At 71.2% G+C, this 15848-nt stretch carries 13 protein-coding genes; 10 read left to right on the top strand and 3 right to left on the bottom strand.

All coding sequences use genetic code 11. From position 1 onward, the window contains the following. Positions 1 to 581: 581 nt before the first annotated feature. The 8 genes from FFT09_RS05020 to FFT09_RS04985 all read left to right on the top strand — a co-directional run bounded on the left by FFT09_RS05020 (position 582) and on the right by FFT09_RS04985 (position 11626). Positions 582 to 4097 carry a sensor histidine kinase gene (locus tag FFT09_RS05020; protein WP_138381946.1) on the top strand — a complete coding sequence of 1172 codons (3516 nt, stop codon included), beginning with the start codon at positions 582 to 584 and terminating at the stop codon, positions 4095 to 4097. Beyond that, on the top strand, positions 4094 to 4546 hold the full coding sequence (locus FFT09_RS05015; protein WP_024874583.1) for a roadblock/LC7 domain-containing protein: 453 nt from the start codon (positions 4094 to 4096) through the stop codon (positions 4544 to 4546). Before FFT09_RS05020 ends, FFT09_RS05015 begins: the two co-directional genes overlap by 4 nt. 142 nt (positions 4547 to 4688) lie before the next feature. Next, the gene (locus FFT09_RS05010) at positions 4689 to 5063 is read left to right on the top strand and encodes a DUF742 domain-containing protein (protein WP_024874582.1); all 375 of its coding nucleotides are present in this window, start codon (positions 4689 to 4691) and stop codon (positions 5061 to 5063) included. Beyond that, positions 5044 to 5658, top strand: coding sequence for a GTP-binding protein (locus tag FFT09_RS05005; protein ID WP_024874581.1), 615 nt, complete (start codon positions 5044 to 5046; stop codon positions 5656 to 5658). Before FFT09_RS05010 ends, FFT09_RS05005 begins: the two co-directional genes overlap by 20 nt. 98 nt (positions 5659 to 5756) lie before the next feature. Continuing rightward, on the top strand, positions 5757 to 8993 hold the full coding sequence (gene icmF / locus FFT09_RS05000) for a fused isobutyryl-CoA mutase/GTPase IcmF (RefSeq protein ID WP_138381945.1): 3237 nt from the start codon (positions 5757 to 5759) through the stop codon (positions 8991 to 8993). Between the two features lie 40 nt (positions 8994 to 9033). Next, positions 9034 to 9867 (top strand): LLM class F420-dependent oxidoreductase, encoded by an 834-nt coding sequence (locus FFT09_RS04995; RefSeq protein ID WP_138381944.1) that lies wholly within the window; start codon positions 9034 to 9036, stop codon positions 9865 to 9867. Between the two features lie 50 nt (positions 9868 to 9917). Continuing rightward, complete coding sequence (locus FFT09_RS04990) at positions 9918 to 10907, top strand: TIGR03557 family F420-dependent LLM class oxidoreductase (RefSeq protein ID WP_081190927.1); 990 nt, start codon at positions 9918 to 9920, stop codon at positions 10905 to 10907. Between the two features lie 122 nt (positions 10908 to 11029). Continuing rightward, positions 11030 to 11626, top strand: coding sequence for a DUF5134 domain-containing protein (locus tag FFT09_RS04985; protein ID WP_138381943.1), 597 nt, complete (start codon positions 11030 to 11032; stop codon positions 11624 to 11626). A 1-nt stretch (position 11627) separates the two neighbouring features. Here FFT09_RS04985 and FFT09_RS04980 read toward each other — a convergent pair whose 3' ends face one another. Together FFT09_RS04980 and FFT09_RS04975 are read right to left on the bottom strand one after the other, a co-directional pair. After that, a complete protein-coding gene (locus FFT09_RS04980; RefSeq protein WP_138381942.1) occupies positions 11628 to 12053 on the bottom strand; it encodes a type II toxin-antitoxin system VapC family toxin in 426 nt (141 codons plus the stop codon). Continuing rightward, positions 12050 to 12298 carry an antitoxin gene (locus FFT09_RS04975; protein WP_138381941.1) on the bottom strand — a complete coding sequence of 83 codons (249 nt, stop codon included), beginning with the start codon at positions 12296 to 12298 and terminating at the stop codon, positions 12050 to 12052. The genes FFT09_RS04980 and FFT09_RS04975 overlap by 4 nt, the downstream gene beginning before the upstream one ends. Positions 12299 to 12356: 58 nt before the next feature. Between FFT09_RS04975 and FFT09_RS04970 the strand changes: the two genes are divergently transcribed. Next, positions 12357 to 13100, top strand: a complete 744-nt coding sequence (locus FFT09_RS04970; protein WP_081190923.1) for an SDR family oxidoreductase — start codon at positions 12357 to 12359, stop codon at positions 13098 to 13100. 22 nt (positions 13101 to 13122) lie between these two features. Here FFT09_RS04970 and FFT09_RS04965 read toward each other — a convergent pair whose 3' ends face one another. Next, positions 13123 to 14685: a putative glycoside hydrolase gene (locus FFT09_RS04965; RefSeq protein WP_081190922.1), complete on the bottom strand. Its 1563-nt coding sequence runs from the start codon at positions 14683 to 14685 to the stop codon at positions 13123 to 13125. Positions 14686 to 14827: 142 nt separating this feature from the next. Between FFT09_RS04965 and FFT09_RS04960 the strand changes: the two genes are divergently transcribed. Continuing rightward, the gene (locus tag FFT09_RS04960) at positions 14828 to 15829 is read left to right on the top strand and encodes a polysaccharide deacetylase family protein (RefSeq protein WP_138381940.1); all 1002 of its coding nucleotides are present in this window, start codon (positions 14828 to 14830) and stop codon (positions 15827 to 15829) included. Positions 15830 to 15848 lie beyond the last annotated feature (19 nt).

The raw sequence follows: 15848 nt of genomic DNA, 5'->3' as shown, positions 1-15848 counted from the left end.
GACCGTGCGCGGCGGTCGGAGGGATGTGAACCGGCCTGCCCGTCGCGTTACGGTGCGCGTGTGCCGACACAAGATCGTGCGCATTTCGTCGTGCGCGGTCCACCGAGAATTCACACGGCTGAGCTGATCGGGTGACGCCTCGGGCAGGCTCTGGGCTGTGTGGGTGAGCCTTGATGCTCTCGAACAGATGAAACCCGTATTCACAGGGCGAGCTCGCGGTGGCCCAGCGGAGTCGCACGCCGCTGAAGAACGCCTTCGATGCCGTGTTTGCGCAGGTCAAGGGGCCGTTCCCGACCAAGATCAACGACGTGGCCGGTGGTGTAGGCTCGTCCCACCCCGACCGATCGCCACCCGGCGCGGCCGACGGGCGTCACGGAGGGTGCGGTGATCCGCACCGCCCGTGCCACGGCGCGATCGGTGGTGCCGGCGAGCCGGCACGGGCGAGCGACGACCGGGCGGCGCCCAGGACGCGGCAATGACGATCCGGTGATCCGGCGATCCGGCTCCCGGGTCGCACGTCGCGGCGGGCGGTCACACCACATCGTGAGGACAGCGGGCAAGCCGGAGGAGGAGTCACCTTCGTGAAGGTTGCGTCGGATGGCCAGGTGCCGGTGGGTGAACTCCTCGGCGAGGAGGATCGCCCCCGTTCACGCTGGCGTGCGGCCCTGCGGTGGCGTGACTGGAACCTCCCGCTCAAGCTCGGCGCCGTCACGCTGGTTCCGATCGTCATCGCCGTGGCGCTGGGCGGCATCATGCTCACCGGCCAGATCGACCGCGCCGACCGGTACGAGACGCAGCAGCAGCTCACCGACGTCGGCGAGGCGGGCCGGGCTCTACTCGACGCGTTGCAGCGCGAACGGACCCTCACGGCTTCGGCCCTGACGGCCGGGACCGGCCTCGACGACCCGGAACTCCGGGACGTCAGGGGCGAGGTCGACCGCGCCCGCGCTCCGCTGACCGACGCCGTGTCCCGGGCCGACGGCAGGCTGACCGGCCTGCGCGGCAGGCTCGGCGAGGAGCTCGACGGGCTGGCCGGGATCAGGGAGCAGGTGTCGTCGGGCAGGCTCGACACCGTCGAGGCCGTCGAGTCGTACAGCGAGATCACCACGACCCTGCTGGAACTCGACACGGCCGTGGTGGCCGGCATCGGCGCCGAGGGGCTCGGCGCCACGGCCGACGCCGTCCACAATCTTCTGGTGGCGCGGGACGAGGTGTCCGTACACCAAGCGCTGCTCTCCTACGGCATCGCGTACGGGCTCACACCGAGCGAGTTCAACGCGGTCCGCACCGCCGACGTGCGGCGCAGCGACCGGGTGGTGGAGTTCGCCGCCGTGGCCACCGAGCGGCAGCGGACGCTGTTCGACAGCACCGTGCGCGGTTCGGCGTTCGACGAGTACCAGCGCATCGTCGACGCGCTGCTGTCCAGCCAGGACGCGGACAGTGAGCTGTTCTCGTCGACCTCGGCCGAGGACTGGTCCACCACCGGCCAAGCGGTGTTCGCGGCACTGGGCGAGGTCATCGACCGGCTCGGCGGCGAGCTGACCGGCGGTACCGGCGCACTGGCCGACGACGCCGACGGGGCCGTCGGGCTGCTCGCCGTGGCCCTGTTCGTCGCGCTCGTACTCGCCGCACTCGTGGTGTTCTGCATCACGCGCCAGCTCCTGCGGTCGCTGAAGGTGCTGCGCCACAGCGCACTGGAGGTCGCCCAGCACGAGCTGCCCGAAGCGGTGCAGGCCATCCAGGAAGGACACACCGACGACACCGAGATCAACCAGGTGCCGGTGCGGACCCGCGACGAGATCGGCGAGGTCGCCAGAGCGTTCGACGTCGTCCACAGCGAGGCGCTGCGCCTGGCCGCCGAGCAGGCCGGGATGCGCGCGGGTTACGCGGGCATGTTCGTGAACCTGTCGCGGCGCAGCCAGAGTCTCGTGCAGCGGCAGCTCCAGCTCATCGAGCGGCTGGAACGCGACGAGGAGGACGCCGACCAGCTGGCCACGCTGTTCCAGCTCGACCACCTCGCGACGCGGATGCGCCGGAACAACGAGAACCTGATGGTCCTGTCCGGTGCGGAGCCGGCGCGCCGGTCGGGGCAGCCGGTGAGCGCCACCGACGTGCTGCGCGCGGCGGTGTCGGAGATCGAGCAGTACCAGCGCGTGGCCGTGCGCACCCCGCCGCCGGTGAGCGTGGTCGGCTACGCGGCAGGCGACCTCATCCGGCTCGTGGCCGAGCTGCTGGACAACGCCACCGCCTTCTCCGCCCCGGAGACACAGGTGACGGTGGCGACCCGGCAACTGGACGACGGGTCGCTGTCGGTCGACATCCTCGACAAGGGCATCGGCATGAACGAGGCCGAGGTCGCCGAGGCCAACGAGCGGCTGTCGGAAGCGACCTCGATCGACCTCACGACGTCGCGGCGTATGGGCCTGTTCGTGGTGGGCAGGCTGGCGAGCAGGCACGGTTTCGGTGTCGAACTGCACGGCGGCAAGGACATCGTCGGGGTCAGGGCCACGGTGACGGTGCCCGCCGAGCTGGCGACCGACCAGTCGGCACCGTACGCGCCGCCCGAACCCGCGTCCGCTCCGTCCGTCGGGCAGACTCCCCGCGACCCCGTGCCTGCGGCTGATCCGGCTCGCGACGCCGGGCCGGTGCAGACCGCGGCGGGCCCGCTGCCGCGCCGGACACCGGGCGCGGGCAGCCGCAACGGCGGTCCGCGCGGTGGCGACGGCGGCAGCAGCGCCGACGGTGCCGGTGGAGTGCCGCGGCCGACCGAGAACGAGATGACCGGAACGGCGCTGTTCACGCCGATCGGCTGGGACGACGCGGAGGTCCGGCAGCCGCCACCGGCCGGTCCCGCTGGCGTGCCTCCGCGTGGCGGGCACCCTGCCCCGGCCGCCGCGCGCGAACAGCCGGACCCCGCGTCCGGCACGGCGGCTGCCGAGGACAGCGGCCCCGCGTGGCCGTCGGAAGCGCAGGCCGCCGAGCACGCCGACGAACCGCTGTCGGGCAGTGACCTGTTCGCGGCCAACAGCGCGGCCGTCAGCGACTGGTGGAGTACCGCGGTCACCGAGAGCAATGCCGGAACCACCACCGAGGCGCAGCGGGAGGCACGCCGGGCGGCGGTGGAGAACGCCGAGACCACGCCGATCTTCGACGAGATGGTCTCCGCCTGGTTCCGCAAGGTCACCGACGCGGCGGGCAGCGGGACGACACCAGGCGACGACTGGGAGTTCGCGGCCGACGAGCCGTGGAAGGCCGTCCAGGCGATGTCGCAGCGCCAGGCGCCGTCGGAGTACACCGAGGCGGGACTACCGCGCCGACGTCGCGGTGAGCGCCTGCTGCCGGGCAGTGCGTCGCCGGGGGAGCAGCCACAGCCCGAACCGCCCGCCGAGCGTCCGCGCAGGCAGCGGGACCCGGCCGACGTGCTCGGCAGGCTCAGCAGCTTCCAGCAGGGCGTCACCCGAGGGCGCAGGCACCGGCGGGCCGAGGCGGACGCACCGGACACAACTGACGCACCGGACACGGTGGCCCCGTCATCGCGGGCGGAGCCGGTCTCCGACGCGGGACAGACCGACGCGGGACAGACCGCCGCGGGTCTGCCCCGCAGACCCCGGCGAGTGCGCCCGGGGGCCGCGCCGAGCGGGCCGGACCCGACCGAGACCACGGACATCGTCTCCGGTGGAGCCGCGCTGTTCACCGACGGTTCCGCACCGGCCGCCGATTCACCGGGCGGTACGGAAGCGGACGAGCCGGGCGGCCCCCCGTCGGCGGCGGCGGCCGGAACCGGGCCGGAGGACGGGTCCCGCGGCTTCGGGAGCTGGGATTTCTCGGCGGACGAGCGTTGGCGTGCGGTCGAGGAGGTCTCCCGAGCCGTGCCGTCGAGCTACACGGCGGCCGGTTTGCCTCGCAGGCAACGCGGGGAGAGGCTGCTACCCGGCAGTGCGACCACCGACGACCGGAGCGAGCCGCGTCGCCGGTTGCCGAGGGATCCCGCCGATGTGCGCGGGAGGCTGGCGAGCTTCCAACAGGGAGTCCGCCGAGGTCGGCACCGCACCGCGGGTGAGGCCGACAACGCAGACGAAGGACTGGAGGGTGAATGACCGTGTCGGATCGCGCTGCGCCACAGCAGAACCAGTTCGGGTGGCTGGTGAACGACTTCGCCGAGCGGGTTCCCGGGGTGGCGCATGCCGTCGTGGTGTCGGCCGACGGTCTGTTGCTCACGTCGTCGAACCGGCTGCCCCTTGACCGGGCCGACCAGCTGGCGGCGGTGGCGTCGGGGCTGGTGAGCCTCACGCAGGGAGCCGCGCGCTGCTTCGAGGCGGGCGCGGTGACCGAGACCGTGGTGGAGATGGAGCTCGGCATCATGGTCCTGATGTCGATCAGCGACGGGTCCTGCCTCGCCGTGCTGGCGGCGCCGAACTGCGACATCGGCCAGGTGGCCTACGAGATGACGTTACTGGTCGACCGGGTGGGGCAGATCCTCACGCCGGAACTGCGGGCCCAGCTCCAGGGCTCGGGCGGACCTCGGGTCGGCGAACCGGTGGGATGACCCCGAGATGAGTACGGGGCCCGGGACTCCCCGCGACGATCCGGGCGCGCCCGCCGTGACGCGCCGGGTTCCGCGACGCCCCGGGCATGGACGAGGCACCGAGGACGACGGCGAAGACGGAACGAGGAGCAAGGAGCAGCCAGTGGCAGTCGAAGCTTTCCCGTTGCAGCCGACGGAGGAGACCGGATTCGTCCGCCCCTACGCCCTCACCGGCGGACGGACGAGGGCGAACCATCACCTGGAACTGGAAACCTTGGTCTCCACGCGCGCGGTCGCGCTCCTCGCGGTGCCCGAGCAGATCGAGCTTCAGGTGATCATGGAAGAATGTCGTACCCCGCAGTCGGTGGCGGAGATCGCCTCGAAACTTCGGGTGCCGCTGGGCGTGGCCCGGGTGTTGATCAGCGATGCGGCCGACGCGGGCCTGGTCACCGTGCACAGGACCGTCTCGGGTGACGAGGGCGCCGAGGCGCATCTGACGTTGATGGAAAGGGTGTTGAGTGGACTCCGCCGGCTTTAAGGCACCGCGCGAGGCCGCGCCGAAGACGATGACGTCCGCCAAGATCGTCGTGGCTGGCGGGTTCGGCGCGGGCAAAACGACGTTCGTCGGTTCGGTGTCCGAGATCGTCCCGCTGACCACCGAGGCGATGATGACCGATGCGAGCACCGGCATCGACGACCTGGAGGCGACGCCGAACAAGGCCACGACGACGGTGGCGATGGACTTCGGCCGCGTGTCGCTGGACGAGGATCTGATCCTCTACCTGTTCGGGACTCCGGGCCAGCAGCGGTTCTGGTTCATGTGGGACGACCTCGTGCGCGGCGCGATCGGGGCGGTCGTGCTGGCCGACACCCGCAGACTGGCCGACTCGTTCGCTCCGGTGGACTTCTTCGAGGACCGGGGTCTGCCCTACATCGTGGGCGTCAACACGTTCGACGGCGTGCTGCAGCACGACCTCAACGACGTGCGGGAGGCGCTGTCGATCGATCCCGGCGTGCCGATCGTGCGCTGTGACGCGCGGGACCGCGAGTCGACCAAGCAGACGCTCATCACGCTCGTGGAGTACGCGATGCGGCAGTGGATCGCGCTGCGCGCGGCGCACTCCGCGTCCTGAAACCCGACCGGGCTTCTGGACCGATTCGGCCGGGGTGAGGTCCGCGTCACGACCTCGCTCCGTTCTCAAACAGTAGGAAGTCCAAGTATTTTGGAGGTATGACCTCCGAACTTCACCGCCCCGCGCACCCGGTCCGGTTCGTGACCGCGGCGAGCCTGTTCGACGGCCACGACGCCTCGATCAACATTATGCGCCGCATTCTGCAGTCGCAGGGTGCGGAGGTCGTCCATCTCGGGCACAACCGGTCGGTCGACGAGGTGGTCACCGCAGCCATCTCCGAGGACGTCCAGGGCGTCGCCATCAGCGCCTACCAGGGCGGGCACGTCGAGTACTTCTCCTATCTCGTCGACCTGCTGCGGGAGCGCGGCGCGGGCCACGTGCGGGTGTACGGCGGTGGCGGCGGGGTGATCGTGCGCGACGAGATCGAGCTGCTGCACTCCCGGGGCGTCGCGCGCGTGTTCTCGCCCGACGACGGGCTGGAGCTCGGTCTGCCCGGCATGATCAATCTGATGATCCGGGAGTGCGACACGGACCTCGCCCCGCAGGAGGTCGGTTCTCCCGACGCGCTGGTCGCGGGGGACATGCCGACGCTGTCGCGTGCCCTGACCCGGCTGCAGCAGGGCACGCTGCCCGGGTCGTGGCACGAGGTCATCGCCGAGGCCGCCGCCGCCCGCACCGTGCCCGTCCTCGGGATCACGGGCACGGGTGGCTCGGGCAAGTCGTCACTGACCGACGAGCTGATCCGCCGGTTCCGTCTCGACCAGGAGGACAAGCTCCGCATCGCCGTGCTCGCCGTCGACCCCACCCGGCGTCGCGGTGGTGGGGCCCTGCTCGGGGACCGGATCCGGATGAACAGCCTGGACCGCGACCGCGTGTTCTTCCGGTCGATGGCGACCCGGGGGGCGAACTCCGAGATCCCCACCGGGCTCGACGAGGCCGTGCTGGCCTGCAAGGCCGCCGGATACGACCTCGTGATCGTCGAGACGCCCGGGATCGGGCAGGGCGACGCGGGAGTCGTCGACCACGTCGACCACACGCTGTACGTGATGACGCCCGAGTTCGGCGCCGCGTCTCAGCTGGAGAAGATCGACATGCTCGACTTCGCCGACGCGGTGGCCATCAACAAGTTCGAGCGGCGCGGTGCCGAGGACGCGCGGCGAGACGTGGCACGGCAGCTGATCCGCAACCGCGAGGAGTTCGGCGTCTCGCCCGAGGCCATGCCGGTGTTCGGCACGAGCGCGGCGAAGTTCAACGACGACGGCGTCACGGCGCTGTACCAGCACCTGCGCGACCTGCTCGCCGACCACGGGCTGTCCGTCTCGTCCGGCGTGCTGCCGCCCGTGGCGGGCAAGGTGTCCACCGACACCAGCGTGGTGATCCCGGGTCACCGCACGCGCTACCTCGCCGACATCGCCGACACCGTGCGCCGCTACCACGAGCACACGCGCCAGCAGGTGGCCGCGGTCCGCAAGCGCGAGCAGCTGGCCGCGGCCCGGGAGGCACTGGCGGCCGAGGGCAGCGACACCGGCGACCTCGACCGTCTGGCCGCGAAGGCCGAGACGGCCGTGGACGCCGACACCACCGGACTGCTGGAGCGCTGGGCCGAGCTGGCCGAGTCGTACCGCGGTGAGGAACTCGTCTTCACCGTGCGCGACCGCGAGATCCGCACGCAGCTCTGGCGCGACACGCTGTCGGGCAGCCGCGTGCCGAGGGTGGCGCTGCCGCGCTACACCGAGTCCGGCGAGCTGCTGTCGTTCCTGCGCCGGGAGCACCTGCCCGGCTACTTCCCGTTCACGGCCGGCGTGTTCCCGTTCAAGCGCGACGGGGAGGACCCGGCGCGGATGTTCGCGGGCGAGGGAGACGCGTTCCGCACCAACCGGCGCTTCAAGTACCTCTCGTCCGACTCGGAGGCCAAGCGGCTGTCCACGGCGTTCGACTCGGTCACGCTGTACGGCTGGGACCCCGGCACCCGGCCCGACATCTACGGCAAGGTCGGCACCTCCGGCGTGTCCATCGCGACACTCGACGACATGAAGGCGCTCTACGACGGGTTCGACCTGACCGCGCCCACCACCTCGGTGTCGATGACGATCAACGGCCCGGCGCCGACGATCCTGGCGTTCTTCCTCAACACCGCCATCGACCAGCGGCTCACGGCGTTCCGGGACGAGCACGGTCGCGAGCCGGACGAGCAGGAGGCCGCCGACATCAGGGCGTGGACGCTGCGTCAGGTGCGGGGCACCGTGCAGGCGGACATCCTCAAGGAGGACCAGGGGCAGAACACCTGCATCTTCTCCACCGAGTTCTCGCTGCGGATGATGTCGGACATCCAGGAGTGGTTCATCGCGAACGGGGTCCGCAACTTCTACTCGGTCTCGATCTCCGGCTACCACATCGCCGAGGCCGGGGCCAACCCCATCACCCAGCTCGCGTTCACGCTCGCCAACGGGTTCACCTACGTCGAGTCCTATCTCGCGCGGGGGATGGACATCGACGACTTCGCCCCGAACCTGTCGTTCTTCTTCTCCAACGGGATGGACGCCGAGTACTCGGTGCTGGGCCGGGTCGCCCGCCGCATCTGGGCCGTGGCCATGCGGGACCGCTACGGCGCGGGGGAGCGTTCGCAGAAGCTCAAGTACCACATCCAGACGTCCGGTCGTTCGCTGCACGCGCAGGAGATGAGCTTCAACGACATCCGCACCACCCTGCAGGCACTCTGCGCGCTGTACGACAACGCCAACTCGCTGCACACCAACGCCTACGACGAGGCGATCACGACCCCCACCGAGAGTTCGGTGCGCCGCGCGCTCGCCATCCAGATGATCATCAACAAGGAGTGGGGAGTGTCGAAGAACGAGAACCCGCTCCAGGGTTCGTTCGTGATCGACGAGCTCACCGACCTGGTGGAGGAGGCCGTGCTCACCGAGTTCGAGCGGATCACCGAGCGGGGTGGCGTGCTCGGCGCGATGGAGACCGGCTACCAGCGCGGCAAGATCCAGGACGAGTCGATGACCTACGAGCGGCTCAAGCACGACGGGTCGCTACCGGTCGTCGGGGTCAACACCTTCCGCAACCCCCACCCGGAGGACGACGAGGTGGAGGTCGAACTCGCCAGGGCGACCGAGGACGAGAAGCAGTCGCAGCTGCGGCGGCTGGGGGAGTTCCACGACCGGCACCACGACGACGCGCAGCGGGCACTGGCCCGGCTGCGGGAGGTCGCCGCGAGCGGCGAGAACGTGTTCGCCGTGCTCATGGACGCGGCCCGGGTGTGCTCGCTTGGCCAGATCACGCACGCGTTCTTCGAGGTCGGCGGGCAGTATCGCCGGAACGTGTGAGCGGGGAACAAATCGCGACCGCGCGTGGTTGCCCGGGAACATGAAGTTCGGCATCTCGACCTTCGTCACCGACGAGGGGATCCGGCCCACCAGCCTGGCCAGTGCTCTCGAGGAACGGGGCTTCGACGCGCTGTTCCTCGCCGAGCACTCCCACATTCCGGTCAGCCGGGAGTCGCCGTACCCGGGCGGTGGCGACCTGCCGCGGCACTACTACCGCACGCTGGACCCGTTCGTGGCGCTGAGCGCGGCGGCGGCGGTGACCGAGCGGCTGCTGCTGGCCACCGGGGTCGCGTTGCTCGTCCAGCGTGACGTGATCCACACCGCCAACGAGGCGGCCAGCCTCGACGTGGTGTCGGACGGCCGGTTCGCCCTCGGTGTCGGTGTGGGCTGGAACCGGGAGGAGATGCGCAACCACGGCACGGACCCGCGCACGCGCGGCGCGCTGCTCGACGAGCAACTGCAGGCGCTGCGCGCGCTGTGGACGGAGGAACAGGCCGAGTTCCACGGCAGGCTGGTGGACTTCGACCCGGTCTACGCGTGGCCCAAGCCGGTCAGCTCACCGCATCCGCCGATCTACGTCGGCGGCGAGAGCCCCGCGGCGCTGGCCAGGCTGGCGGCGTACGGCGACGCCTGGCTGCCCAGGGGTGACACGGAGCCCGCCGAGATCGGTGCCGTGCTGCGGTCGCTCGCCGAGCAGGGCCGCGCCGACGTCCCCGTGACGATCTTCGGCGCCGGGCGTGCCGAGGACCGGCTCGCGGGCTGGGCCGAGGCCGGGGTCGAGCGGGTCGCGTTCGACCTTCCCACGGTGCCGGAGAGCGAGACGCTGACCGTGCTCGACGAACTGGCCGCGTTGGCGGCGCGGCACTCCGGGTAGTTTCCCGGTGGCAGGCACATCGCGGACTGCGACGAGATGGGGATGGACACGTGAGTGACGTGCAGATCGGTATCGCGGCGGCGCTGGAACAGTTCTCGCCGAGGGAGTCCATCGAGGTGGCGCGCCTCGCCGAGCGGAACGGTTTCTCCGGCCAGATGGCCGCCGACCACATGCAACCGTGGGTGCCGGCCCAGGGCGAGGCGTCGTTCGTGTGGAGCGTGCTCGCCTCGCTCGCCGAGAACACCACCGGCGATCTGGGGCCCGGAGTGACGTGCCCGTCGTTCCGGCAGCACCCGGCGGTGGTGGCGCAGGCCGCGGCGACCCTGGAGGCGACCTATCCGGGCCGCACCTGGCTCGGGCTCGGGTCGGGCGAGGCGCTCAACGAGCACGTGGTCGGTGGTTACTGGCCGGAGGCGCCGGAGCGCGTGCGCCGCATGTTCGAGGCGCTCGAGGTCATCCGCAAGCTGTTCAGCGGCAAGGACGTCAAACACGGCGGGGAGTTCTTCAAGCTGCACAACACCCGGCTGTGGACGATGCCGGAGGCGCCGCCGCCGGTCTACATCGCCGCCGCGGGCCCGTACACGTCCCGTAAGACCGGCGAGCTGGCCGACGGAATCATCACGCCGGGGGCGTCGCTGTCGAAGCTGGGCGGCATCCTCGACAACTTCGGCAACGGGGCACGCAAGGCGGGCAAGGACCCCGACACCATGCCCAAGCTGCTCCAGGTACACCTGTCCTGGGCGGAAACCGACGAGCAGGCGTGGGCCAACGCGCTGGAGCAGTGGCCCAACGGCGGCATGAAGTTCCCGAAGGCCGATATCCGCTCGCCGTTCGACTTCGAGCAGATGGCCAAGCTCGTGCGCCGCGAGGACTTCGAGGGCCGCATGGTGGTCTCGTCCGACCCGGACGAGCACCGCGCCTCGCTGCAACGCTACGTCGACGCGGGCTTCAACCGCATCTACGTGCACAACGTGGGCCGCAACCAGCGCGAGTGGCTTGAGGTGTTCGGCCGCGAGGTGCTGCCGAAGCTGACGGCCTGATCGGGCGGCTGCGGAGCAACATCACCTGGGTGACCGCTGGTCGAGCACGGCGCGGGGTGTCATCGTGACCCCGGTGGGCGGTGGCGACGGTTCCCGCTCGCGTCTCGGAAGTGAGGCGGCACATGGGGATCCCGGTGGTGGCGGCCTGGCCTGCGACGATCTGTTTTCTCGCGCTCGCCTACCCGTGCCTGGCGCGGCTGGGCACCCTGAACTACCGCCAGCTGGGGCCGGGCGTACGGCAGGCCGACCTCGCGAGCCTGCTCATGACCGTCGCGATGGCGGCGATGGTGTCACCGGTCGGCTTCCCGGTTCCCGTGGCGGGGTGGCAGGCGGTGTTCGTGGTCACCGCCTGCTGGTTCACCGTGTCGCTGCTGCGGGCGCGGCCCGTGCGGGGCGGAAGCCGCCGCTGCGACCTGCACCACGGTGTCAGCGCGGTGGCCATGGTGTACATGCTGGCGGCGATGCCGCACGGCGACGTGGGCCACCGCGTGTGGCCCACGATGGTGGACCCGGCCACGACGGCGGGGTTCGCGGTGCCCGTTCTCGCCGCGCTGGGGCTCGCGTACTTCGCCGCCGACGGCGCCGTCACGGCACGCGGCGCGCTCCGGGCTCGCCGCGACGGTGCGGCCGCCGCATCCGGCACGCTCTCCCGCGCCGGATGCCGGGTCGTGATGAGCGCGGGGATGGCCGGGATGTTCGCGGCCGGGCTCGCGGTGTGAGTCAGCCGAGCTGGTGGACTCGCACCCCGTCGAAGCGGCCGAAGTCGCTGTCGAAGGTCACGACGGTCGCACGATGCTCCAGCGCGAGCGCCGCGAGGTGTGCGTCGTCGACCAGGTTGCCGCCCGTCCCCGAGGTCTCCAGCAGACCGCGCAACACGACCAGGTGGCGTGGTGTCGGGTGGAGCACGACAGCGGTGGGCGCGGCCAGCCAGTTCGCGACGATCTCGCTCGCGGTGTCCGGGGTCAACGGCTGCGCGAAGATACTCGCGTGGGTGCTGATGCGCAGGAACGCGGTGAGTGCGGGCCACGCGAAACCCGTGGTGTCCGAGCCGGCGAGGCTCGTGTCGAGCCACTCGCGGGCGGTCCGGTGCCGCACGGTGTCCTCGTTCACCGCATAGAGCAGGACGTTCGCGTCGACGAGGTTCACCGGCCCACGCCGAGTTCTCGCCGGATCTCGGCGTTCTCGAGCTCCGCCGCGACCTCGAGCGCCCGGTCCAGCGGCACTCTCGGAGGCCCCATGGCGTAGCTGGGCGTGCGGAACTCGGCAGGTGGCGGGGCCAGGGCCGACCGGATCGCCTTGTTCACCGCTTCCTTGAAGGACAGGCTCTGCTCGGCCATCAACCGTTTCACCAGTTCGGCCACGTCCGGGTCCAGTGTCACGGTGGTACGCATGGCTAGCATCATAGCATCAGGAAGTGTGATGGTGTGATGCGACACAGGAGGGTGCGCGATGGACGACGGGCGAGTGGCCGTGGTGACCGGTGCCGGATCGGGCATCGGGCGGGCCGTGGCGAGGGCGCTGCTGGACGACGGCTACCGGGTGGCACTGGCGGGCAGGCGGGAGGCGGCGCTTCGGGAGACCGCGGCCGACGCGCGGCACGCCCTGGTGGTGCCCACCGACGTCACCGAACCCGCCGCCGTCGCCGCCCTGTTCGACCGGGTCGTCGCCGACTGGGACCGGGTGGACCTGCTGTTCAACAACGCGGGCACGTTCGGGCCCGCGGCGCCGATCGACGCGGTGAGTGTCGAGGACTGGCGCGCCACCGTCGACGTGAACCTCACGGGCATGTTCCTCTGCGCCAGGGAGGCCGTGCGGCGGATGAAAGCGCAGCGTCCCCGGGGCGGGCGGATCATCAACAACGGTTCCATCGCCGCGCGCACGCCCCGTCCCGACAGCGTGGCCTATGCCGCCACCAAGCACGCCGTCACGGGTCTGACCAAGTCGATCCTGCTCGACTGCCGGGAGTTCGACATCGGCTGCGGGCAACTCGACATCGGCAACGCCGCCACGGAGATGACGGCCGGGTTCGCCGACGGCGCGAAGCAGGCCGACGGCAGCGTGCGCCCCGAACCGGGGTTCGAGGTCGAGCACGTCGCCGACGCCGTGCGCTACATGGCCGCCCTGCCGCTGCACGCCAACGTGCTCTCGCTCACCGTCACCGCGACCGGCATGCCGTTCGTGGGGCGCGGCTGAGCGGGGACGGCCGCGTCCGGCTTCACGTCGGGGCGAGTGCGCGCGGGTCGTACCGGCAGCCCGCGTTCCACAACAGGAACGAGTCGATGCCGAGATCCTCGGCCGCCTCGATCTGGGCCCGGACCTCGTCGGGGCCGTAGGGGACCCGGAGGCTGAACGCCTGGAGCCACGGGATCACCTTCGAGTGCCCGTTCTGCCGGGCGAGGTCCTGGAACTCGGCGAGCGAGCGGGCCGTGATGTCGTACGGCTGGCTCTCCGGGTCCTCGACCCCGTACTCGCCGGGCCCCCAGTGCGACGGGTAGACCATCGGTGCCACGTAGTCGACGTGCTCCGACATCGCGGGGATGTCCTGCGCGATCTGGGTGGGCCGGCTGGCCGCGATCCCGAACACCGAGGCGCCCTGGAACGCGCCGTGACGGTGGATCGCGGCTCTGGACTCGGCGAGGAAGGTCGCGATCGACTCCTCGGGGCTCGTGTCGAGTCCCGGAAACACCATTTGCGACACGTCACCGTCCGGCCTGCGGATGTAGTCCCAGAGGATGTCGTCGAATCCCAGCTCGGCGGCCTCCTCGGCCAGCGCGATGTTGTACTCGCGCACCTCGGGGTCGGCGAAGTTGGTGAAGGAGTAGTCGCCGTAACCACCGGACCAGGCGCTGCCGCCGGAGGTCTGGACGACCTGGTCGTGCTCGCCGGCCTCCCAGGCCGCCCTGCCGTGTACCGGGTCGCGGAACGCGACGATCCGGCCCACCACGTGAATTCCCTCGGAGTGCAGGAGCTCCAGCGCGGCCCTGGCGTCGTAGAGCCCGGTGTTCGCGCCGATCCGCTGTGCCATCGGAACCTGCGAGGCGTATCCGATCTGGCCGCTCTCGTCCTTGATGTCGAGCTGGATCGTGTCGATGCGGCCCTCGCGCACCAGGTCCAGCACCGGTTCCCGGAGCGTGGGGCTGGCCCACGCACTCGCCGTCAGATGCACGGCCCGCATCCCGGGATGGCGCAGTGCGACGGGCACCTCCTGGATGGCGGTGTTGCCCGCCGCGTCGCGCGCGGTGACGGTGACGCTGCGCAGGCCCGCTCGGATGGGCAACGCGAACTCGCCGTCCTCGTTCGGCCGCACCTGTTCGTCACCCGCCGACACCGTGACCGCGCCGTGCGCTGTTCCCCTGATCTCGCCGGCCGTGCCCCGTTTCACCGGTTCGGGCGGGTACACGTCCAGCTCCGGAGGGGTGGCGTCGACGCGGAAGAGGACGCGCGCGGGCTCGCCCTCACCGAACAGGCCGGGTGGCGGGGTGACCACGAGCGTGTGACCACCTTCGGGCAGTTCGCCGATGTCGGGCCGCACCAGGTCGCCGTCCCGGCGCAACGGCAGCGGCTCGCCGTTCAGGGCCGCCGACAGCCCGTCGTAGCCGCGTGGCGAGGCGATGACGACGTCGCGCAGCGCGGTCGGTGACACCTCCGCTCCCGGAAGACCGAGCACGGCGACGTCGGCGCGATCCGGCATGCTCAGCGGGATCGCCACCGCGGCGGTGACCGCGGTCGCCGACACGATGCCGACTATCCAATACGGATTCATGCGCGCACTCGGCATCGCCGGTATCCCTCCCGTGGCCGTGGTGTGGACAGCGCTGGGCTACCCACGGTGTGTCCGTTGCGGACGCGCGTCCCGCCAGGAATCACCGGTCGAGTGAGACGCGACGCGGCCGGGTGCGCGCTGGTCTACCTTCCCGCTCATGGCCTTTCGACGCTTTCTCGTCCTGGCTGCGGCGGCGGCCGTCGCGGCGGGCTGCACCCACACCGTCACCCCGGAAGCCAGTCCACAGCAGACGGACGCGCCCGGTGAGCCGACGTCCGCCGTGCCCCCGGACCCGGCTGAGATCGGCGCCAACGAGCTGGGCGTGGTGCCGGTGCTGATGTATCACCGGCTGGTGCCCGAGCCCACGTCGGTCTACGACCGGACACCGGAGGGGTTCCGGGCCGAGCTGCAACGCCTCGCCGACGAGAACTACGTGCCCGTCACCACCGCCGAGCTGGCGGCGGGGCGGCTGGACATCCCGGCCGGGACTCATCCGGTGGTACTGACGTTCGACGACGGGGATCCGAGCACGATCCGCATGACCGAGGGTGGTGTCGCTGCCGACACGGCCATCGGCATCCTGCGCGACGTCGCACGGGACAACCCCGGTTTCCGGGCCACGGCGAGCGTCTACGTCAACGAGGCACCCTTCGGCGGCGGGGAGGACGGGCGGCGGGCGCTGCGCTGGCTGGCCGGCAACGGGTTCGAGGTCGGCAACCACACCCGGGGCCACGTCAACCTCGGCACCGCGGCGCCCGGGACCGCGCAGGAGGCCATCGCGGAGGGCGACCGCCTGATCCGCGACGCGGCGCCGGGCTACGAGCCGACGACGCTCGCGCTGCCGTTCGGGGCGCGCCCCGAACCGGGTGAGCTGGCGTTGCGGGGCGACGGCTACGACTACACCGCGGTCCTGCTCGTGGGGGCCAACCCGGCGCCCTCGCCGTTCACCACGGACTTCGACGCCGCCGCCGTCCCGCGCATCCGCTCGCAGGGGCCCGACGGGCAGGAGGCCGAGTTCGGCTCGGCCCGGTGGCTCGACACGCTCGCCGCCGAGCCTGGCCTGCGGTACACCTCCGACGGCGACCCACGCCGCATCTCGTATCCGGCCGGTGACGACTCCCTGGCTCCGGAGTTCGCCGAGGCGGCCGTCGCCTACTGAGCACCACAGCCCGCTCGGG

It is taken from the genome of Saccharomonospora piscinae, assembly GCF_005862235.1.
GTDB lineage: Bacteria > Actinomycetota > Actinomycetes > Mycobacteriales > Pseudonocardiaceae > Saccharomonospora > Saccharomonospora piscinae.
The sequence above is the reverse complement of the archived record's forward strand: the minus strand, read 5'-3'. Positions and strand labels throughout refer to the sequence as shown.